Below are 21,475 nucleotides of genomic sequence, written 5' to 3'. Positions count from 1 at the left end.
TCCACATTAAGCATGGTTTGCTGGGTTTTTCGGAGACCGAAGCGTTGTAAAGCCGCCTCCCGAGACAGGCGTGTCGGTGGCCGGTGCGAGACTGGTCCGCATGCACATCGTGTCCCTCGCCGGCGGCATCGGCGGCGCCCGCTTCCTGCGTGGCCTGCGGGCGACGGCCCCCGACGCCCAGATCACCGTCATCGGCAACACGGGCGACGACATCACCCTGTTCGGCCTGCGCGTCTGCCCTGACCTCGACACTGTCATGTACACACTGGGCGGCGGCATCGACGAGGAGCAGGGCTGGGGCCGCGCCAAGGAGTCCCATGCCGTCAAGGAGGAGCTGGCGGCCTACGGGGTCGAGCCGCAGTGGTTCGGGCTGGGCGACCGCGACTTCGCCACGCACATCGTCCGGTCGCAGATGCTGGAGGCCGGCTACCCGCTCTCCCAGATCACCGAGGCGCTGTGCGCGCGCTGGCAGCCGGGCGTGCGCCTGCTGCCGATGAGCGACGACCGCTGCGAGACGCACGTCGTCGTCTCCGACGAGCGCGGGCGGCGGGCGATCCACTTCCAGGAGTGGTGGGTACGCCTGCGCGCCGCCATCCCCGCCGAGTCGATCGCGCTGGTCGGGGTCGAGACCGCCAAGCCGGCCCCGGGCGTGCTGGAGGCCATCGCGGAAGCCGACGTGGTGATCCTGCCGCCGTCCAACCCGGTGGTGAGCATCGGCACGATCCTTCAGGTGCCGGGCATCCGCGACGCGCTGCTGGCCAAGACCGTGGTGGGCGTCTCCCCCATCATCGGCGGGGCGCCGGTGCGCGGCATGGCCGACGCCTGCCTGACCGCGATCGGCGTCGAGACCAGCGCCCAGGCGGTGCTCGACCTCTACGGCGCGGAGCTGATCGACGGCTGGCTGGTCGCCGAGGAGGACTCCGGCGTCGCGCTCGACGGGGTCAGGGTGGAGTCACGCCCGCTGATCATGCACGACGCCGACGCGGCGGCCGACATCGCCCGCGCCACCCTCGACCTGGCCCTGGAGCTCGCCCGATGACCCCCACGAGTCCGGTCGAACCCACGAGTCCGGCCGAGCCCACCATCCCGACCGAGGCCACCATGCCCACAGCCTCGACCGAGCCCACCGACGTAGCGAGTCCGGCCGGCGGTCCGGCCGGTCGTGTCGAGGTGTTCGGGGTTCAGGGCATCGGTGAAGTGCGGCCAGGTGACGACATCGCGGCCCTGCTCGGCGGGGCCGACCTGCGTGACGGCGACATCCTCGTCATCACCTCCAAGATCGTGAGCAAGGCCGAGGGCCGGGTCCGCCAGGCCCCCGACCGTCAGGCCGCCATCGCCGAAGAGACCGAGCGCGTGGTGGCCAGGCGCGGCGACACCGTCATCTCGCAGACCCGCCACGGCTTCGTCATGGCCGCCGCCGGGGTCGACGCCTCCAACACCGCCCCTGGCACGGTCCTGCTGCTCCCCGAGGACTCCGACGCCTCCGCCCAGCGCATCCGCGCGGCTCTGGCGGCCCGCGCGCGGGTGGGCGTGATCGTCTCCGACACCTTCGGCCGCCCGTGGCGCCACGGCCTGACCGACGTGGCCATCGGCGCCGCCGGCGTGACCCCGCTCGAAGACCTGCGCGGCGGCGCCGACACCCACGGCAACCCGCTCAACGCCACCGTGACCGCCCTGATCGACGAGATCGCCGCCGCCGCCGAGCTGGTCAAGGGCAAGCTCGCGGGCGTGCCCGTGGCCGTCGTACGCGGCCTGTCCCACCTGGTGACCGAGGAGGACGGGCCGGGCGTCCGGGCGCTGGTCCGGCCGGCCGACGAGGACATGTTCCGCTACGGCTCGCGTGACGTGGTGTTCGCCCGCCGTACGATCAGGGAGTTCTCCGCCGAGCCCGTCGACTCCGACGCCGTACGCCGGGCGGTGGCGGCGGGCATCGCCGCGCCGGCGCCGCACCACACGACCCCGTGGCGGTTCGTGCTCGTCGAGTCGGCGCAGACGAAGGTGAAGCTGCTCGACGCCATGCGTGACGCCTGGATCGCCGACCTGCGGGCCGACGGGTTCACCGAGGAGTCGATCACCAAGCGGGTCAGGCGCGGCGACGTGCTGCGCAACGCCCCCTACCTGGTCGTGCCGTGCCTGGTGATGGAGGGCTCACACACCTACCGTGACGAGCGGCGCAACGCCTCCGAGCGCGAGATGTTCATCGTGGCGACGGGCGCGGGCGTGGAGAACTTCCTCATCCAGCTGGCCGTCGAGGGACTCGGCTCGGCGTGGGTGTCGTCCACGATGTTCTGCCGCCCGGTGGTGCGCGAGGTGCTCGACCTGCCGGAGTCGTGGGACCCGATGGGCTGCGTCGCGGTGGGCCACGCGGCGGCCCCGCCCCGGGACCGCCCGCCCCGCGATCCGCAGGACTTCATCCTGACGCGCTGACAGCCAGTCAAAGAGGCATTTACCGTTAATAAGGTTTCCTTTACATTCGGAGCATCCCCCCATGTGAAGGAGCCGCTCCATGAGAAGGATGCTCACCTTCATCACCGTGGTGGTGATCTCGATCGCCACCACGGTCTACGTCGCCGAGCCGGCCCTGGCGCACGGCTACATCAACTCCCCGCCCAGCCGTCAGGCGTTCTGCGCGCAGGGTCAGGTGCCCAACTGCGGCGACATCATCTACGAGCCGCAGAGCGTGGAAGGGCCGAAGGGGCTGCGTAACTGCCACGGCAACAACGCCCGCTTCGCCCAGCTCAGCGACGAGTCCAAGCCCTGGCCGGTCACCTCGGTCGGCAACTCGGTGACCTTCAGGTGGACGCTCACCGCCAGGCACTCCACCAGCACCTGGGAGTACTTCATCGGCAACACCCGGGTCGCCTCGTTCAACGACGGAGGAGCCCAGCCACCGGCGACGGTCACCCACACCGTGAACTTCGCCGGCTACAGCGGCCGGCAGAAGATCCTGGCGATCTGGAACATCGCCGACACCTCCAACGCCTTCTACTCCTGCGTCGACCTGAGGTTCGGCGGCGGCGGGAACCCGACCCCCACACCCACGCCGACTCCCACCCCCACCCCGACGCCCACGCCGACCCCGACAGTGACGCCGGGTGGCACCTGGGCGCCGAATGTCGCGTATGCGGTGGGCGCGCAGGTCACGTACGCCGGGCTGTCGTACAAGTGCATCCAGGCGCACACCTCACTCCCCGGATGGGAGCCGCCGAACGTACCGGCGCTATGGCAGCGCGTCTAGCGCGCGGAGTTCACGAGCGAGCGAGGGGGTGCCGGGGTTTCCCGGCACCCCCTCATTACGTGTCTTCCTCAATACGTCGTCGGCTTGCAGGTGGGGTGGCACAGGCGGCGGGCGAGCGCGGCGAGGAAGACGTCGATGATCTCGTCCGGCTGCTGGGCGATGTGCAGGGAGCCGTTCGTGACGGACGTGATGTCGGACAGGCTCGCCCGGTCCGCGTTGCCGAAGGCGATGATGACGATCTGGATGGGCTTGTTCGGGTCCCACTCCTCGCGGAGCTTGCTGATCAGCTGCGGCAGCTTGATGCCGCGGCCGTCGTCCTTGCCCGCGGTGATCACCAGGAGCGTGTTGTTCATCTCCTCGCGATACTTGCCCGCGACCTCGTGGAAGCCGCCGAGTATCGCGTCGTAGAGCGAGCTGTCACGGTCGGGATGCGCGGTGATCGTGGTGGTGAGCTGGTCGAGTACGCTCCTGCGGACCAGCTGGCCGCTCTCGGGGCGGTTGATCGGCCCCAGGCTGACGCGCGGCTGGTAGCCCTTGGCCTGGCCGAGCCCGACGGCGAACTCCCACATCCCCATGTACGTGGTGTCGGGGAAGAGCCGCAGCCCGATCTTGGCCGCGGCCAGCGAGACGCCCAGCCGGGTGGTGTCCTTCAGCTTCTCGGCCATGTGCTTGGAGGTGTCGGCCAGCACCAGGATGTTCGTCGGTGGCGCCAGCCTGCTCCACGCCTGCAGTGCCTCGTCGATGTCCTCGGGCGACACCGAGGGCCGGGTCTTCGGGGCGCCCGTCGGGATCTCCGGCCCCGGCGAGATCGGGCCCTGCGCGCCGTCGCCCGAGTGGAAGCCGGCCCGCCGTACCAGATCCTGGGCCTCGGCGCCGCGTAGCCAGTCGGCGAAGAGCGTCGAGGCTTCGGCGACCGTGGGGTCGGTGGCGGTGACGACGTACGGGTAGTCGAGATTGATCGTGCCCTCACGCGGGCGCAGCGCGACGACCGGGTCGGCCGACGGCTGCTGGTTGTGCGTCCACACCGACTGCTCGGGCACGATGACCACCGGCCGCTGCCAGAACGTGTGGTCGTCCACGGCGGCCAGCATCGAGCGGTAGTCGGGCGCCGAGCCCGCCTGCGCCCAGCGGACGAACGCGGTCAGCGCCTTGTCGGCCTCGGGCCCGTTGCCCACGACGTCCCTGGCGGCGGCGACCGTGGCGATCCCGGCGCCGACCAGCGAGGGGTCGGGGACGCGCACGATGTCGGGCTCGTTGGCGTTGGGCGTGAGCCGACCCCGCACGGTGGAGGGGAAGACCATCCGCCAGTTCATCTCGGTCTTGCCGACGGAGAAGCGCTGCGCCAGCGACGACCGCGTGGCGAACACCAGCGGCGAGGTCGCCACCACGCTCTCCCCCGTCGGCAGCGCGCTCGCGCCCTGCTTGCGGGCTAACCGGATCCAGGCGGAGGAGTCGGCGATCCAGCCGTCGGGCCGCTCGCGCAGCACTCCGGCCCGGTCGCCGATCAGCGTACGCAGCACGGTGGCCGGGGGCTGCTCGGTGACCTGGACGAGTACGCACCGGCCACCGATCGAGTTCTTGGCGTCGTTGAACTTCCCGGCCGCCTCCATGGCCGCCGGAGCGACGTCCACCGCGGCGGCCACGCTGACCAGAACAGGCTCTCGTGTCGTGCACAGCGCGCCGGCTCCGCTGAAGAGCACGACCACGGTGGCGGCGACGATGGCCACCGCTCCCGCCCCCGCCAACAGGCCGCGTTGCAGTGCCTTCCTGCGGCGCTGTTCGGCGGGCAGCGCCGCCCGGTGTCGACCCAGCCGCACGGTGCACCTCTCTTCAGGGGACTGCCGATTCTTCCAGCGCCGCCCACGACTGGCGCAAGACTCGGTAGAACTTGTTATAACTACGCCATCGGGAGTACCCGCCTGACGCTCTGGCAGACACCGTCGCTCGCCGCCGACGCGGCCAGCCGCTCGCTGTCGGGCCGGCCGTACTCCGTCGTACGCTGCCGCACCGGCCGGCCGGTGACCTCGACCATCGCGCGCAGCTCGCTGATCGTCTTGTACGAGCCGTTCTCCGATCCGGCCATCCGGCTGATGGTCTCCTCCATCAGCGTGCCGCCGAGGTCGTTCACCCCGCCCTGGAGCACCTGGTGGCACAGGTCGTCCTGGAGCTTGACCCAGGAGCACTGGATGTTGGAGATCGCGCCGTGCAGCAGGATCCTGGCCAGCGCGTGCACGGCCCGGTTCTCCTGCGCGGTCGGACCCGGCCGGGCGACGCCCGCCAGGTAGATCGGCGAGCTGGTGTGCACGAACGGCAGCAGCACGAACTCCGAGAACCCGCCGCTCTCCTCCTGCAGCCGCCTGATCAGCTTGATGTGCCTGACCCAGTGCACGTGGGTGTCCACGTGGCCGTACATCATCGTGGACGTCGTCGGGATGCCCACCCGGTGCGCGGTGGTGATGACGTCGATCCACTCCTTGGTGGGCAGCTTGCCCTTGGTGAGCACCCAGCGGACATCGTCGTCGAGGATCTCCGCCGCTGTGCCTGGCAGCGAGTCGACGCCCGCCTCCTTCGCCGCGTGCAGCCAGTCCTCGATGGACAGGTTCGTCCGGCTGGCGCCGTTGATGACCTCCATCGGAGAGAAGGCGTGTACGTGCATGCCCGGTGTCCTGGCCTTGACCGCCTTGGCGAGGTCGAAGTAGGCGGTGCCCGGCAGGTCGGGGTGAATGCCGCCCTGCATGCACACCTCGGTCGCCCCGGCCCGCCACGCCTCCTCCGCCCGGTCGGCCACCTGGTCCAGGCTGAGCGTGTAGGCGTCGGCATCGGTCCTGCGCTGGGCGAACGCGCAGAAGCGGCAGCCGGTGTAGCAGACGTTGGTGAAGTTGATGTTCCGGTTGACGACGTACGTCACCTCGTCGCCGACCGCCCGCGCGCGCAGGTCGTCGGCGATGCGGGCCAGTTCGTCGAGCGCCCCGCCGTCGGCCGACAGCAACGCCACGGCCTCGGCCTCACTCAACCCCGCCGGATCCGCCTCCGCCCGCCGCAACGCCGCCCGCACCTCGGACGGCGTATGCCCCCCGGTCTGAACCGCCCCGGCTCCCGCCCCCGACCCCACTCCCGGCGCCGGTGCGGCGAGGAGGTGGTCGGCGGAGGGCGGCGCAATGCGTGCGGCGGGGTCCAGCCGATCGCGCAGGGCCTCCCAGTCTCCGTAGACGTTGTCGAAGTCGTCGCGCCGGTCGTTGGTCCGGCCCGTCGTGTCCACCTCGACGTGCAGATCCACCCGCCCAGAAGCCGCGAATCCGCCATCCGGCTCCTGCCACGGCCGCCCCTGGAGCACCGCGTCCTCCCGAGCCAGCCCCGTGACCGGATCCGCCAGTGCCGCCACGTGCGCGAACAGCCGGGGGTCCAGCCACGGCTCCCCCGCCAGCACATACTCCGGATAGATCGTCAGCCGCTCCCGCAGCTGGAACCCCGCCTCCCCGGTCCGCGCCGCCAGGTCGTCGATCTGCGGCCACGGCCGCTCGGGGTTGACGTGGTCGGGCGTCAGCGGCGACACCCCGCCCCAGTCGTCGATCCCGGCCCGGATCATCAGCTCGTACTCGGCGTCGACCAGGTTCGGCGGCGCCTGCAGCCGTACCCGGGGCCCCAGGACGAGCCGGGCCACCGCGATCGTGGCGGCCAGCTCCTGCAGGTCGGCGTCCGGCAGGCCGCGCATGGCCGTGTCGGGCTTGGCGCGGAAGTTCTGGACGATGACCTCCTGGACACCGCCGTACTCGCGCGCCACCCGCCGGATCGCGAAGATCGACTCGGCCCGGTCCTCGATGGTCTCGCCGATGCCGATCAGGATCCCGGTGGTGAACGGCACGTTCGAACGGCCCGCGTCCTCCAGCACGCGCAGTCGTACCGCCGGATCCTTGTCGGGAGACCCGTAGTGGGCCGCCCCCTTCTCCTCGAACAGCCGCCGCGAGGTCGTCTCCAGCATCATGCCCATCGACGGCGCGACCGGCTTGAGCCGCTGCAGGTCGCGCCAGCTCAGCACGCCGGGGTTCAGGTGCGGCAGCAGCCCGGTCTCCTCCAGCACCCTGATCGCCATCGCCCGCACGTACGACAGCGTGTCGTCGTAGCCGTGCGCGTCGAGCCACTCGCGGGCCTGGTGCCAGCGGTCCTCGGGCCGGTCCCCCAGCGTGAACAGCGCCTCCTTGCACCCCATCGCCGCCCCCTGGGCGGCGATCTCCAGCACCTCGTCAGGACTCAGGAACGGCGCGGGCAGTTTGTTCGGCGCCGTCGCGAACGTGCAGTAACCACAACGGTCCCGGCAGAGCCTGGTCAACGGGATGAACACTTTTCTGCTGTACGTGATGACGCCCTCCCTCCCGACCGCCGCCAATCCGGCATCCCGGATCCGGGAGGCGTGTTCGAGCAGTGTGTCAAGGTGCTCATCGCGGGCGTGGAGCAGCACGGCCGCCTCGGTGACGTCGAGGGTCTTGCCGTCGCGGGCCCGGGCGAGAGCACGGCGGAGTGCGGAATCACTTACGAGACTCATACCGGCACACTACGACGGGCTGAGTTCACGACCCGCACCTAGGGAGGGTCAAAAGGAGCGGTAGTCGCGCACCGACATTCTCGGTCCGCGCGCCGGCGGGCGCAGCCCGGTGAGGTAGATCAGGACCGTCGCCCGGTGCCGGTGGCCCATGTAGGGCTCCAGCAGCCGCATCATGCCAGGATCGTCGGTCTTCTCGCCGGTCAGCGCGTAGCCCACCAGCGTGGCCAGGTGGAAGTCGCCCACGCTCACGGCGTCGGGATCGCCGAAGGCCCGCTGACGCACCTCCGCCGACGTCCACACCCCGACGCCCGGCAGAGCCCGCAGCAACCGGTCGAGCTCCTCACTGGTGGCGGCGGCCTCCAGCTTGGCGGCGTGCCAAGCCGCCGTGGCGATCGTCCTGGCCCGCACGGCCTCGGCACCGGCCCGATGCCAGTGCCAGGACGGCACCTCCCGCCACACGCTCGTCTCGGGCACGACCCGCATCCCGTCAGGCGCGGGTCCCGGCGCGGGCTCCCCGTAGCGGTGCAGCAACCACCGCCAGGCCCGCCACGCCTCACGCCCGACGACCTTCTGCTCGAGTACGGCAGGCACCAGGGCCTCCATGACCCGGCCGGTCCTGCCGATGCGCAGCCCCGCGTGCTTCCTGGCCACGTCCTCCAGCACGGCGTGCCGCACGCTGAACCCCGAGGCGTCGTCATCGGCCCCGAGCAGAGCGGGCAGCGCCTCAAGCAACCACCCGGCGCCCGGCCCCCACGCCTGGCCGCACACGCTCCCCGCCCGGATGCTCACCCGCAGCGTGCCGGGCCCATCGGGGGTACGGGAGGTGCGCCACACGGCACCGTCGTGCGTGGCGCGCCAGGTGGGATCGCCGGTGCCGCGCCGGTGCGGCCCCAGCACAAGGCCCAGGTCCAGCACCCGCCCAGGCTCCCACCACCGCTCCATCACCCCTACAGTCTGCCGTCCCCGTACGCCTCCGGTTGCCGGTGGCCCCTTGTCAGGGGCGCGCGTATCGGCGCCCGGCCACGTGCGGGTTCAGCGGGCGTATTCCTGGAAGCCCCCAGCCCTGTACAGCGGGTGGCGGGTGCCCACCGCTTGCCGTACTGGAAGAAAAAAGGGTTCAGACGTCGCTGGAGTAGCGGACCGCACGCTCAGGAAGTTCGATGCCCGGCCAGATGCGGACCCCCGCCTGGAGTTCGTTGCCCGGACCAACCACCGCGCCGTCGCCGATCACCGCGTCGCACACCACCGCGCCCGCGCACACCCGCGCCCCCCGGCCCACCACCGAGTCCGTCACGGAGGCGCCCGCGTGGATCACGCAGTCGTCGGCCAGCACGCTGCCCAGCACCGAGGCGCCCGCCTCGACCACGGCGCGCGCCCCCACCGTGGAGCCGCCCTGCACCTTGGCCTCCGGCGAGACCACCGCTCCGTCGAGCGCCAGGTATTCGCCGGTCGGGCCGGGCAGCGCGGGCGAGGCCAGCCGGCCGAGCACCAGGTCGCGCGAGCCACGGACGAACGCGGCGGGCGTGCCGACGTCGAGCCAGTAGGTGCGGTCGGCGTAGCCCAGCACGAGCTCGCCCGACTCGATGAGCCCCGGGAAGGTCTGCCGCTCGACCGACACGACCTCGCCCCTGGGGATCTGGTCGATGACCGAGCGGGTGAACACGTAGCAGCCCGCGTTGATGCGGTTGGTCACCGGGTTGGGCGTCTTCTCCAGGAAGTCGGTCACCCGCCCGTCGTCGTCGGTGGGCACGCAGCCGAACCGGGTCGGGTCGTCGACCTCCGTCAAATGGAGCGTTACAGCAGCGGAACGGTCCACATGGGTGCGAATCTGGTCGCCTATGTCGTGACCGGACAGGATGTCGCCGTTGAGTATGAGCACGGGATCGTCGGGACCCGAGGTGAGCGCCTCGGCGGCGTTGCGGATCGCGCCGCCGGTGCCGAGCGGCGTCTCCTCCGTCATGTATTCGAGCGAGAGCCCGAACGCCTCCCCGTCACCGAAGACGGGCTCGAACATCGAGGCTTTGTAGGAGGTGGCGAAGACGATCCGGCGCACCCCGAATGATCGGGCACGGGCCAGTTGATGTGCCAGGAACGGCACTCCGGCGGTGGGAAGCAGCGGCTTGGGCGTGCCCAGTGTCAGCGGACGCAGGCGCGTGCCCTGCCCTCCGACCAGGAGGATCGCCTCAAGGTCTGGCAAAGAGCTCTCCATCACTCGGTGAGGTTATCCAACTATTCGATCGCGCGCTGGTAGGAGCTGAGATGCGCCTCCACGGACGCCTCCCAGGTGAACTCGCGGGCTCTGGCCAGACCCGCCTCGCGCAGCTGCAGCCGCCGCTCGGTGGAGGCGAGCAGCTGGCCCAGCTCTCTGGCGATGCTGTCGGCGTCGGGTTCGGTGTAGGCGACCGCGTCGCCGCCCACCTCGGGCAGCGAGGTGCGGTGGGTGGTGAGCACCGGCGCGCCGCAGGCCATCGCCTCCAGCACGGGCAGCCCGAACCCCTCGCCGCGCGACGGGAACGCCACCACGACCGCCCCGCCGAGGAACCCCGGCAGGTCCGGGATGCTCAGGTAGCCCGGCCGCACCACCTTGACGGTGGCCTCGACCTCCCGGCAGGCCTCGTCGACGTCGTCCTCGTGGACTCCGCCGCCGAGCACCAGCGCGGGCGGGTGGTCCAGGCTCTTGACGGCCATGGCGAAGCCACGGATCAGGTTGGGCACGTTCTTGCGCGGGTCGAGCGCGCCGAGGAAGGCCACGTACGGCTGGCCGTGCAGGCCGCACCTGGTGACCGCGCGGAGCATCTCGGCGTCGCTCGGCGGGTGGAAGACCCGCTGGTCCACGCCGTGGTAGGCGACGTCGATGCGGGTCGGATCGGCGGCGAGCACGCGGATCAGCTCGTCTCTGGTCGCCTTGGACGGCACGATGACGCGGGTGGCGTGACGTACGGAGGTGCGGGTGGCGGACCTGAAGAACGAGGCCCGGACCGCGCTGTGCTGGTCGGGCTCGGTGAACCAGGTGACGTCGTGCACGGTCACCACGGTGGGCAGGCCCGCGCGGATCGGCATCGAGTAGTAGGGGGCGTGGATGACCTGCGCCCCCGCCTGGCGGGCGAGCAGCGGCACTCCGCTCTGCTCCCAGGCGAGCCTGGCGGCCCGGTTGGTGATGGCGACAGGGCCCGGCATGATCCGGGCCGAGGGCGCGAGGCGCCCATAACGGTCGGCGTCGGCGCGTTGGCACACCACCGCCAGGTCGGCACCCGCCCGGTCGAGCCCGGCGACGAGCCCGTCCACGTATCTGATCAACGCCCCACGGTCCGCGGGGACCGCCGCGGCGTCGACGAGCACTCGAGGCATTACGAAGATCTTCTCCCCTCAAGATCAACGTGGGACCTTTCGCCCCCCTCTACGGTTCAGCTTATGACCAGTGGGCCCCAATTCGTGGTCCAAATCACACCGAGTCGCGCCGAGCCGCGATTCCCGCCATACCCGCGCAGATCAGGTCCCCAATGACGATGACGATCCGCGATGAAAGAGCCACGGCGATGGCCGGTCCCGAGGGCATCACGGGGGACAGCACGCCCACCATGACCACTTCCCGCACACCGGCACCGGCGGGCACGACGAACGACATGATGCCCAGCGACCACGACAGGGCGAAGGCGCCGATGGCGAAGAGCAGGCCGCCCTGCGGCACGATGAAGTAGAGGTGCACGCCGTAGGAGATCCAACCGGCCAGGGCCCAGCCGAGCGCGGTGAGCATGCCGCGCCGGGTCAGCTGGCGTTCGAGGGGCTCGCGCTTGAGCTTGCGCAGCCCGAACCCGATCAGCCCGTTGATCACCTTGGGCTCCAGCAGCACCAGCAGCACGGGGACGAGGAGCAGCAGCCAGCCGAACCGGTCCCAGCCGAGCGTGACCAGGGTGACCAGCAGGCCGGTGGCCAGCTGGATCGGCATCATCAGGAAGAACACCGCCGCGCTGCGCGGGCGGGGCACGCCGAGGTCGCGGCCCATCTCCATCTGGGCCAGGACCGGCCAGACCGCGCCGGGGATGTACTTGCCGAGCTGGCCGACGAAGAACACCTTGGCGGCGGGGCGCAGGGGCAGCGGCGAGCCGAGGTCGGCCAGCAGGGTACGCCAGGTCATCATGGCGAACAGCAGCGCGGCCACCACCCCGACCAGGGACGCGGCGATCAGCGGCCAGCTCAGCCGGGCGAACCCGGCGACCACGGCGTCCCACTGCGACGCCACGGCCCACCCGCCGAACCCGAGGGCGATCAGCAGGAACCCGAACCGCACGGCCTTCCGCACTATGGGCGCCTTGCCGGATGTGCCGGGTTTGATGGTGCTCACAGCGGGCGGACCCGCTCGGGCGGCTGCGGGAGGGCGGCGCCCGCCGGGGGCCGGGGCGTCTTCGTGGCCACCCACAGGTAGGTGGGCACGATCGGCAGGAGCAGGCGCAGCACCGCGCGCGGAGTGCGCGCCAGCACGGCCTGCACCACGCGGCCCAGCGCGCCAGGGAACAGTTCTGACCCGGCGAACCGCGTCGGCGTGGCCAGCACCGGGAAGGTGTAGTCCCACACGTGGAAGGCCCGCAGCATCCGGCGCAGCCCGCGCCGGGTGCGGTAGCGCTCGTAGTAGTGGTCGGCGCGACCGAAGGCGCGCACGTAGCGGTCGGCGAGCGCGGGCGGCAGGTAGGACAGGAACGGCAGCTTGTAGTGCGGCTCCATGATGCCGAGCCGGTTGCCCAGCCCCAGGTAGAGCACGCCGTCGTCGGACAGCACCCGGTGCATCTCGGCGACCACGGCGTCAGGGTCGACCACGTGCTCGTAGATGTGGTTGAACACCAGCACGTCCAGCGAGCCGTCGGGGAACGGCAGCGCGGTGCCGTCGCCGCAGACGAACGCCACCCGCTCACCGAACCGGTCGGCCGCCTTGCGCAGCCCGGGCACGTCGATGTCGATGCCCAGCGTGTGCTCGGCCCCGGCGCCGGCCAGCTCGTCGGCGATGAACCCGGCCGAGCAGCCGACGTCACCGACGGTCAGCCCGCCGAGCGGGCCGTGGAAGTGCTCCACCACCGCGATGATCTTCGCGGCCTTACGCCGGCGTTTCTCCTCGTCAAGCATCGCCGACTGGAACTCGGAGTACTCCAGCTGCGCGACCCGTTCCTTACCCACGCCGCCCAACAGTACCCGCGTACGAGAGGCGCCGAACGATCGAAGACCCGATCGTCTGGCTATCCGTGACCGCCCCCGGTTAGCCTTGGCCAATGCTCCGCCGCCTGCTGCGCGTCGTCCTGGCGCTGGTCGCGCTCGGTTTCCTCGGCTACGGACTGGCCAGGAACTGGGGTGAGACCACCGCGGCCGTGACCGCGCTGTCGCCGTGGGCGGTGCTCGGGGCGTTCGCGGCGGTGCTGGCCGGTCAGTTCTGCATGCTGCTCGCCTGGCGCGCGGTGCTGGCCGGGCTCGGGTCGCCGCTGCCGGTGCCGGTGGCCGGGCGGATCATGTTCGTGGGCCAGCTCGGCAAGTACATCCCCGGCTCTGTGTGGGCGTACGCGGCGATGATGGAGCTCGGCCGCGACCACGGCAGCCCGCCGCGCCGGACGTTCGCCTGCATCTCGCTGTCCCTGGTGATCAACCTGGGGGTCGCGCTGTCGATCGCCGCCGCGACGCTGGCGACGCAGCAGGCCGTGCGCCAGGCGTGGTACCTCCTGCTGCTGGTCCCCGTGATCATCGTGTGCCTGCATCCCAAGGTGCTCACCTGGGGTCTCAACCTGGCCCTGCGCCTGGCGCGCAAGGAGCCGCTCGAAAGCGTGCTGCCCGGCCGTACCGTGCTGGTCGCGGTGGGCTGGACCGCCCTGGGCTGGTTCGTGTACGGCCTGCACACCTGGCTGCTGTCGGGCAGGTGGGACCTCTACGTGGTGGCGACCGGGGCCTACGCGTTCGCCTGGGCCACGGGGCTGCTGACGTTCGTCGTGCCCGCCGGGGTCGGGGTGCGCGAGGGCGCCATGATCCTCGTGCTCTCGCCGCTGATCGGCAACGGCCCGGCCTTCGCGGTGGCGGTGGTGTCGCGGCTGGCGTTCACCCTGGGCGACGCCGTCGCCGCGGGCATCGCCTTCCTGCTGGGCCGTCAGGCGTCGAGGAGCACCGCCGAGTACGACGACCAGAACGGCTCCGGGTCGACCGCCTTGACGCCCGACCGCAACCGCTCGGGCTCGCCCGGGGCGTAGAACCGCTTGATCGCCCCGTTGAGCGCCTCGACGTCGTCCGGCTCGACCAGCAGCCCGTCGACGCCGTCCGTCACGTGGTCGGCGAGCGCGCCGACGCGGGTGGCGATCACCGGCACGCCGTGCTCGTGTCCGAGCCAGACGTTCTGGCTGGCGGTCGCGTCGCGGTAGGGCAGGACGAGCGCGTCCGCCGCGGCGAACAGCTTCGGCACGTCCTCGGCGGCCACGTAACCGGGCCGGAGCTCCACCCGGTCGGCGATGCCCAGCTCACCGATCAACGCCCGGGTCCCGTCGAGCCCGCCCCAGAACTCACCCGCCACGGTCAGCCCGACCCCCTCCGGCAGGGCCCGCAGCAGCAGGTCGAGCCCCTTGTACGGCCGGACGATGCCGAAGAACAGCAGCCGCCCGTGCACCTCGGCTGAGCGCTCCCCGGTCGTGGACGGCAGATGCGGCGGCAGCCCGGCCACGCTCACCGGCTTGCCGGTCAGAGACGCGGCCAGCTCCGCCTGCTGGTCGGAGTGGGTGAGAACGGCGTCGACCCGGTTGAGCAGCGCCTTCATCAGCGGCCGGTCGTAGGGCTTGCGCTCGTGCGGCAGCACGTTGTGGCACAGGGCGACGGTCCTGGCCTTGCCGCCCAGGCCGTACAGGATGCCGAGGTAGGCCGGGACCTGCACCGGGCTCAGGACGGCCAGGATCACCAGGTCGGCCGAGCGCAGCCGGCGCCCGCACGCCACCCAGCCGCCGGGATTGCGCCAGTCGAGCCGGCGCAGCGTCTTGGGAAAGGGGGTGCCCTCGGGCGCCGTTATCGTCTGTTGCCCCGGATAGAGGAAGGCCGGATATTGCGCCCGCCACGACTCGATCACCACGTCGTGACCGAGCGCCGTCAGCCGGTGCGCCAGCTCGGTGGTGTGCTGCGCCCCGCCCCCTTTGTAGGGATAGGTGGGGCCGACGATGGCGATGCGCACGCTATTCGCCCCGCGAGCGCACGATCAGGTCGGCCAGCAGTGCCACGGACCCGATGAGCAGGCCCGACAGGAAGATCATGACGGTGTTGGCGGGGAAGTAGAACGGGTGCTGGATCATGTCCCAGATTCCCTTGACGAACCCGATCGCCACCAGCCACAACGCGGGCGGCATGAGCACCTTGAGCGGGTTGAAGTACATGATCATCCGCAGCACCTGCAGGATGTAGCGGTAGGCGTCGGAGACGAAGCTGAACTTCGACGTGCCCGCCCGCTTGGCGTAGCCGATCGGCATGTAGTAGACGTCGTGCTGGTTCGACAGGAACGACAGCGTGATCGTCGTGACGCAGGAGAACCCGGGCGGCAGCAGCCGCAGGTAGGGCTTGGCCACCGACTTGCGGAAAGCGCGCAGCCCGGAGTTGAGGTCGGGGATCTTCTGCCCGGCGAGCTGCTCGGCCACCTTGCGGATCACCCACTTGGCCGGGACGCGCAGCAGCTTGTGCGACCCCTCCTCGCTGGTGCGGGCGCCGACGACCTGATCGACCGTCGTGTCCTTCTCCAGGATCTGGACCAGCTCGGGGATGCGCTCGTTGGGGTAGGTCATGTCGGCGTCGGTCCAGACGACGATCTCTCCCCTGGCCTCCTGCGTGCCGATGCGGCGCACGGTGCCCGAACCGCCGTTGCGGTGGAAGGCGCGGATCCGCAGGTGCTCGAACCGGGGCGCGGCCTCCTGCAGCCTGGCCAGCGTCTCGTCGGTGGAGCAGTCATCGACCGCCACCAGCTCATAGGTGTAGCCGCTGGAGTCCATCGCCTTGGTGATGCGCTCGACCTCGTCGATGACGTGATCCTGCTCGTTGTAGCACGGCAGGACGATCGTGACGTATGGCGCTTCTTCCACGGCGTATCCACTCTGGGGGGTCTCAGACGTGCTCACGTGCGTCGAGGGTACTCTGCCCAGCAGGGAGAAAAGTCCACACACGGGTCAGGCAACGGCCATCCACACGCTGATCCCGAACCCCCAGGTGCCGTTCGGCGCGTCGATGAGCGAGCGCTCGTCCTGCCGCGACACCAGGGCCATGACCTGCGTATTCGGGCCGTACGGAGCGACCTGGCCCGCTTCGGCCGCCAGCACGACCGGGACGCGGCCGACGGCGCGGACGCGATCGATCAGGCGGCGCACGTCTTCTTCCTTTGCCGTATTCTTCCCTGCCTCCACCAGGACCTGGGCCGTCGGGCGGTCGCACATGCCCCGGACGACCTGGGTGAACCGGTTGGCCGTCACCCGCTCGACGATCAGCACCGAGGCGTTCGGCGGGATCTTGGCGCACATCGCCTCGACGGCCGCCCGCTCGCCCCGCTCCACCGGCGTGAACGCGGTCCCGATCGAGGTGATGGCCGGCGGCACCAGGATGAGCGCGGCGCCCACGACGCCGATCCACCGGCCGTACCCGCGCATGGGCGCCCGCGTACGCACCCACTCCAGCCCCCACACCGCCAGCAGGATCATCCCGGGGATCACCACCGGGACCAGCCGGCGCGCGGCCCATGGATGGTCGGGGGTGATCTCCGGGCGCAGCAGCGTGGTCACCGTGGTCCAGCCGATGACGGCCAGCGGAAGCAGCCACTCGGCCGGGGAGCCGTTCCTGAGCAGCCGCCGCACCAGCACCGCCGCGGCGAGCGTGGCCAGGACGATCGCGGGGATGCCGACGTACCAGCTCACCCAGTGCAGGGACAGCTCCGAGTACAGCCGGGTGCCGTCGACGGGCAGGCCGTTGGCCTTCTGCGTCTGTCTGATGAACTCGGAGGTGAGCCGGTCTTCCCGCGTCGTGGCCGCCCGCGTCACGGTCTGCAGCCACGGTCGCACGGCCAACCCCGCCACGACCAGCACGACCAGCCCGGCCCCCACATCCGGCAGCCACCTGGGCAGCCGGATCCGGGCCAGCCGGGGCGCGATGAGCGCGCCCGCCAGGGTGAGCAGGAGAACGGCGGCGCAGATGGCCAGCAGCGGGTTGACCGACTTGGACAGATAGGACAGATACGGCCGCGCCAGCACGTACGCCGCCAGCAGCCCCAGCCCCGCACCAACCGCGAGCCCGGCCAGGAGCGGCGGCCCGAGCGCGCCTTGGGGCCTGCCGAGGCGCCGCCAGGCGATCAGCGCCCCGGCGAACGCCAGGACCGGCAGCACGTCACGCAGCCCGTCGATCCTGACCAGCACGGCCAGCCCGAACACCAGCCCGCCCAGCGCCGCCGCCCAGCCCCGCGACCTGTCCTCCCGCGCAAGGGCGTCATGGACCAGGGCCAGGCCGCCGAACAGCAGCACCAGCGAGGGGATCTCGCTGAAGGTGGTCCGCGAGGTGTAGAGGATCGGCAGGCTCACCGCGAAGGCCAGCGCCGCCACCGGTGCCCAGCGCCCGCCGACGAGCCGGCCCACCACCCCCGCCAGCGTGAGCACGGCCAGCGCCCCCAGCACGGCCGGTGTCAGCAGCATGGCGCCGAGCCCGCCGAGCCAGTCACCCGCGGCGAACAGCAGCGGCGGCCCCGGCATGAACTGCGGCACCACCGCCCCGTCCGCGGGGTAGAACCCGATGCTGTCGAACTTGAGCGCCGGATCGGGCCCGCCGAACGCCTCCACCTGCGGGATGATCGGCAGCGAGCCGTGCCGGGCCAGCCAGATGGCGTACTGCGCGTACGTGGCGGGGTCACGCCTGACGATCAGCTGCTCGGTGTGCGTGATCGCGTTGAAAACCCCCGACCCCACCGCGACGGCGACGACCGCGCCGACCTGCCGCCCGGTCGCCTCGACGACCTTCAGTGGCCCGCGAACGGCGAACCGGCACAGCAACCCGATGACCACCACCCCGAGCACCAGCGCCGGCACCGGCTGGTACCAGCCCGCCAGCAGCAGCGGAAGCGCGGCGAGCAGCCAGCCGGCCAGGATCAGGGCAGGCAGGATCGAGACCACGGCGAGCACCCGGCCCGCCGACGGCCTGCGCGTCCGGTCCGGCCAGGCGATTCTCATCGGTGATCGCGAGCGTATCCAACGCGCGGGCGATTATGCGCGACCGCGCACCGCGCCCGGTGTGGGCGGTTACGCGAGATCGTCAGAAACGCGGGTAGCGTACGCGACGTGCCGGTGAAGCGGGAGCGGGAGAACGTACAGGTGGAGGAGGCGACGCCCGTCGGCGACCCCGCCCGGACGGCCTCGCTGGTGCGGCGGCACGGCTGGTTCCTGGCGGTCCTGACCCTGGGCACCGCGCTGCGGGTGATCACGATGCTGGGCTACCGCCCGGCCCTGTGGTTCCCCGACTCCTACACCTACGTCGTCACCATCTTCCACCCACGCCCCGACCTGGTGCGCCCCGCCGGCTACTCGGCCTTCATGAAGGCGCTCGAACCGTTCCACTCCTTCGGCGCGGTCGCCGCCGCGCAGCACCTGCTCGGCCTGGCCACCGGCGTGCTGGTCTACTGGTGCGCGCGCCGGGCGCCCAGGTGGGCGGCGACGCTGGCCACGGTGCCGGTGCTGCTGGACGCCTACCAGATCGAGCTGGAGCACCTGCTCGTCTCCGACACGCTCTTCATGTTCCTGATCGTCGCCGCGGTGGCGCTCACCCTGGCCGACCGGTCCGTGGTGATCGCCGTCGGGCTGCTGCTGGCCGCCGCCACGCTCACCAGGACCGTCGGCCAGCCGCTGATCGTCGTCGTGGCGGCCTGGTTCCTGCTGCGCAGGCGGGTGGGGCTGGCCGGGGTGGTGGTCGTGGCCGCGCTGGCGCCGATCCTCGCGTATGGGGGCTGGTTCTACGCCACCTACCACCGCGTCGGCATCGTCGGGGCGAACGGCGTGTTCCTGTACGCCCGGACGATGTCGTTCGCCGACTGCGCCAAGATGGACCCCCCGCCGGACCTCAAGGTGCTCTGCGACCCCCGGCCGCCCGATCAGCGGCCGCCCTCGCAGGAGTACATCTGGGCCAAGGACTCCCCGCTCGTCGCGCTGCCCGACATCACCTTCACCCAGCGGACCGACGAGTTGGCGGCCAGGTTCGCCTCGCTGGCCATCCGAAAGCAGCCGCTCGACTACGCGGCCTCCGTGCTGTCGGAGCTGGGCCGTTCGTTCGTCTGGGGCCGCCCCGTCTACCCCGACCACGAGATCTACGACTACTACGAGTTCCCCGCCACCTCGCCGTCGCCGCCCGGCCGGTGGGCCGCGCAACTGGGTGTCGACCTGGGCAAGCGCTACGAGCAGGGGCCGATCGGCGCCGAGGTCGTCGAGCCGTACGCGGGCTGGATGCGCGCCTACCAGGACGTGGCCCGGCTGCCGGGCACCGTGCTGCTGGCCGTCCTGCTCGTCCCGCCCGCCCTGGCGATCAGGCGGCGGCGCTCCAGGTCCGTGAGAGGGATTTATGAGCCGCCCGCGTGGCTGCTGCCCTGGTCGACGTCGGTTCTTCTGCTGGTGATGCCCGCCGCGGTGGCCGAGTTCGACTACCGGTACGTCCTGCCGGCCGTACCCCTGGCCTGCCTGACGGCGGCCCTGGCCACCCGCCCCGACCTGCGCAAACTCTAAGAGTTTGTCGAGGATATTCCACGAAATGTCCAGCTCTGAGTATGCTTTTGCCCGGTAACATCACGCCCGAGTCACGGTCGATTCTCTTGGTCATGGCTGCGGGCACGCCGTCCGTGACCTAGTCTCGTGGCGCAGAACGACCGAGCCGACCGGACTGGGCGAGGGGGCGCATGAGTGACCATTGGAGCGTGTCCGTGGAGGACCGCAGGGTCGCCTCTACACAGCCCGGCAGCCGGATGTCGCGCCGGGCGGCGGCGTCGAGCCCGCCTCCGCCGCCACCCGAGGACCTGCCGCCCCGCGGCCACCGCGGCGGCGGTAACGGCGGTGGCAACAAGATGCGCGTGCTGGCCTGGATCAGCATCGCGACCACCTCGCTCATGGTCGCCGGCGCGCTGACCGGATACACGCTCTACCGCGACGCCTTCAGCAACATCAACCAGAGGGGCTTCAAGGAAGACATCCTCACCCCTCGGCCTCCGGACACCGGCGCGCTCAACGTGCTGCTGGTCGGCTCCGACACCCGCGCGGGCAAGGGCAACGCGAAGTACGGCCAGGCGGACGCCAGGAAGGCCGACGCGGGCGGCAAGCGCACCGACACGATCATCCTGATGCACATCTCGCCCAACCGGGACCAGGCGCGGCTCATCAGCTTCCCGCGCGACTCGATGGTGCAGATCCCCAGGTGCAAGAACGAGACCACCAAGCAGGAGATGGCGGCCCGCCGGGACATGATCAACTCGGCGTACAGCTCGGGCGGGGTCGCCTGCACCATGTCCACGCTGGAGACCCTCACCGGCATCCGCATCGACCACTACGTCGAGGTCGACTTCAGCGGCTTCAAGAACATCGTCGACGCCCTCGACGGCATCGAGATCTGCCTCCAGAACGGCGTCGACGACAAGAACTCCCACCTGAAGCTGCCCCCGGGCAAGAGCCTGCTGAACGGCGAGCAGGCGCTGGGCTACGTCCGGCTGCGCCACTACGGTGACGGCAGCGACATCCAGCGGATCAAGCGCCAGCAGATCTTCCTGAGCAAGGTCGTGCAGAAGGCCACCAGCAGCCAGCTCCTCACCGACATCGGCAAGCTCACGAGCTTCATCAAGGCCACGGCCAAGTCGGTGACGATGGACCCCGAGCTGGCCAACGACACCGCTCAGCTCATCGACATCGCCAAGAGCGCGCAGAAGATGACGGCGGGCGGGGTCAAGTTCACCACGATCCCGTGGCAGCCGGACCCCGAGGACAACAACCGGGTGGTCTGGCGGCAGCCCGACGCCAACGACCTGTTCAACGCCATCAAGAGCGACGTGGAGCTGCCCGAGGCCGCGGCGACGACCGCCGCCACCAAGCCCAAGATCAACCTCAAGCCGGAGCAGGTCCAGGTCCAGGTGCTCAACGGCACGACGACGCAGGGCAAGGCCCGCGAGGTCGCCGACCTGCTGAGCAAGGAGGGCTTCAAGGTCACGGGCGTGGGCAACTACCTGGCCGCCGACGGCAAGAGCCAGGCCAACACCCAGGTCCGCTACGCCAAGAAGGCGGCCGACGGCACCACGTACAGCGACGTGCTGATCAAGGCGATGCAGCCCAAGCCGACCCCGACGGCGGGCAAGCTCAAGCCGACCACCACCGACGTCTACACCGCTCCGGTGCCCGTGCCCTCGTCGACCCCGGCCACGGCGAACCCGCCCGTGATCCAGCTGATCATCGGCGAGGACTTCAAGTCGGTCAAGGTCACCAAACTCCCCGACAGCGTCACCAACAGCACGATCTCCGCGGACAAGCAGAAGAACGTCTGTACCTGACCTCCAAGTTCCCTGTGTAACCGGGTGTTCTCGCACCGCTAGTGAGACAGGAGCCTCGCGGCCGGGATAATGTGTTGCGGGTCGGCGACGCGGGTTCGCCCCACGCGATCAAGGACGCGTGCCGCGTGCTGCCTTGGCGTTCCCCCGACCCCGAGTGAAG

At 70.8% G+C, this 21,475-nt stretch carries 16 protein-coding genes; 6 read left to right on the top strand and 10 right to left on the bottom strand.

Annotated features, from left to right (window positions below; genetic code table 11):
* The first annotated feature begins 100 nt into the window (after nt 1-100).
* From cofD to AB0J16_RS42520, 3 genes are all read left to right on the top strand, one after another.
* Nucleotides 101-1,039 carry a 2-phospho-L-lactate transferase gene (gene cofD / locus AB0J16_RS42530; RefSeq protein ID WP_225295970.1) on the top strand — a complete coding sequence of 313 codons (939 nt, stop codon included), beginning with the start codon at nt 101-103 and terminating at the stop codon, nt 1,037-1,039.
* Nucleotides 1,036-2,427 (top strand): coenzyme F420-0:L-glutamate ligase, encoded by a 1,392-nt coding sequence (locus AB0J16_RS42525; protein ID WP_358550805.1) that lies wholly within the window; start codon nt 1,036-1,038, stop codon nt 2,425-2,427. Before cofD ends, AB0J16_RS42525 begins: the two co-directional genes overlap by 4 nt.
* A gap of 79 nt (nt 2,428-2,506) precedes the next feature.
* Entirely contained in the window at nt 2,507-3,238 is a 732-nt protein-coding gene (locus AB0J16_RS42520) for a lytic polysaccharide monooxygenase (RefSeq protein ID WP_358550803.1), read from the top strand.
* Between the two features lie 68 nt (nt 3,239-3,306).
* Here AB0J16_RS42520 and AB0J16_RS42515 read toward each other — a convergent pair whose 3' ends face one another.
* The 7 genes from AB0J16_RS42515 to AB0J16_RS42485 form a co-directional block, all read right to left on the bottom strand.
* Nucleotides 3,307-5,055, bottom strand: a complete 1,749-nt coding sequence (locus AB0J16_RS42515) for a substrate-binding domain-containing protein (protein WP_358550801.1) — start codon at nt 5,053-5,055, stop codon at nt 3,307-3,309.
* Nucleotides 5,056-5,135: 80 nt separating this feature from the next.
* Nucleotides 5,136-7,778 (bottom strand): bifunctional FO biosynthesis protein CofGH, encoded by a 2,643-nt coding sequence (locus tag AB0J16_RS42510; RefSeq protein WP_358550799.1) that lies wholly within the window; start codon nt 7,776-7,778, stop codon nt 5,136-5,138.
* A gap of 48 nt (nt 7,779-7,826) precedes the next feature.
* A complete protein-coding gene (locus AB0J16_RS42505) occupies nt 7,827-8,720 on the bottom strand; it encodes a DNA-3-methyladenine glycosylase 2 family protein (RefSeq protein WP_358550950.1) in 894 nt (297 codons plus the stop codon).
* A gap of 175 nt (nt 8,721-8,895) precedes the next feature.
* The gene (locus AB0J16_RS42500; protein WP_358550797.1) at nt 8,896-9,987 is read right to left on the bottom strand and encodes an NDP-sugar synthase; all 1,092 of its coding nucleotides are present in this window, start codon (nt 9,985-9,987) and stop codon (nt 8,896-8,898) included.
* A gap of 20 nt (nt 9,988-10,007) precedes the next feature.
* Nucleotides 10,008-11,126: a glycosyltransferase family 1 protein gene (locus tag AB0J16_RS42495; RefSeq protein ID WP_358550795.1), complete on the bottom strand. Its 1,119-nt coding sequence runs from the start codon at nt 11,124-11,126 to the stop codon at nt 10,008-10,010.
* Between the two features lie 94 nt (nt 11,127-11,220).
* Nucleotides 11,221-12,120, bottom strand: coding sequence for a lysylphosphatidylglycerol synthase transmembrane domain-containing protein (locus AB0J16_RS42490; protein ID WP_358550793.1), 900 nt, complete (start codon nt 12,118-12,120; stop codon nt 11,221-11,223).
* Nucleotides 12,117-12,944: a class I SAM-dependent methyltransferase gene (locus tag AB0J16_RS42485; RefSeq protein ID WP_358550791.1), complete on the bottom strand. Its 828-nt coding sequence runs from the start codon at nt 12,942-12,944 to the stop codon at nt 12,117-12,119. Before AB0J16_RS42485 ends, AB0J16_RS42490 begins: the two co-directional genes overlap by 4 nt.
* Nucleotides 12,945-13,036: 92 nt before the next feature.
* Here AB0J16_RS42485 and AB0J16_RS42480 point away from each other — a divergent pair, with 92 nt between their 5' ends.
* Entirely contained in the window at nt 13,037-13,996 is a 960-nt protein-coding gene (locus tag AB0J16_RS42480) for a lysylphosphatidylglycerol synthase transmembrane domain-containing protein (RefSeq protein ID WP_358550789.1), read from the top strand.
* Here AB0J16_RS42480 and AB0J16_RS42475 read toward each other — a convergent pair.
* The 3 genes from AB0J16_RS42475 to AB0J16_RS42465 all read right to left on the bottom strand — a co-directional run bounded on the left by AB0J16_RS42475 (nt 13,897) and on the right by AB0J16_RS42465 (nt 17,974).
* Complete coding sequence (locus AB0J16_RS42475; RefSeq protein WP_358550787.1) at nt 13,897-14,958, bottom strand: glycosyltransferase family 4 protein; 1,062 nt, start codon at nt 14,956-14,958, stop codon at nt 13,897-13,899. The two genes, AB0J16_RS42480 and AB0J16_RS42475, sit on opposite strands and share 100 nt — an antisense overlap.
* A gap of 1 nt (nt 14,959) precedes the next feature.
* On the bottom strand, nt 14,960-15,853 hold the full coding sequence (locus tag AB0J16_RS42470) for a glycosyltransferase family 2 protein (protein ID WP_358550785.1): 894 nt from the start codon (nt 15,851-15,853) through the stop codon (nt 14,960-14,962).
* Nucleotides 15,854-15,937: 84 nt separating this feature from the next.
* The gene (locus tag AB0J16_RS42465) at nt 15,938-17,974 is read right to left on the bottom strand and encodes a hypothetical protein (RefSeq protein ID WP_358550783.1); all 2,037 of its coding nucleotides are present in this window, start codon (nt 17,972-17,974) and stop codon (nt 15,938-15,940) included.
* A gap of 108 nt (nt 17,975-18,082) precedes the next feature.
* Between AB0J16_RS42465 and AB0J16_RS42460 the strand changes: the two genes are divergently transcribed.
* Nucleotides 18,083-19,513, top strand: a complete 1,431-nt coding sequence (locus AB0J16_RS42460) for a hypothetical protein (RefSeq protein WP_358550781.1) — start codon at nt 18,083-18,085, stop codon at nt 19,511-19,513.
* Nucleotides 19,514-19,683: 170 nt separating this feature from the next.
* A complete protein-coding gene (locus AB0J16_RS42455; protein WP_358550779.1) occupies nt 19,684-21,315 on the top strand; it encodes an LCP family protein in 1,632 nt (543 codons plus the stop codon).
* Nucleotides 21,316-21,475 lie beyond the last annotated feature (160 nt).

The sequence above is a fragment of the Nonomuraea sp. NPDC049750 genome (assembly GCF_040659625.1).
Taxonomy (GTDB): Bacteria; Actinomycetota; Actinomycetes; order Streptosporangiales; family Streptosporangiaceae; genus Nonomuraea.
Note: the sequence above shows the minus strand (reverse complement) of the source record. Positions and strands in the feature narration are given on the sequence as shown.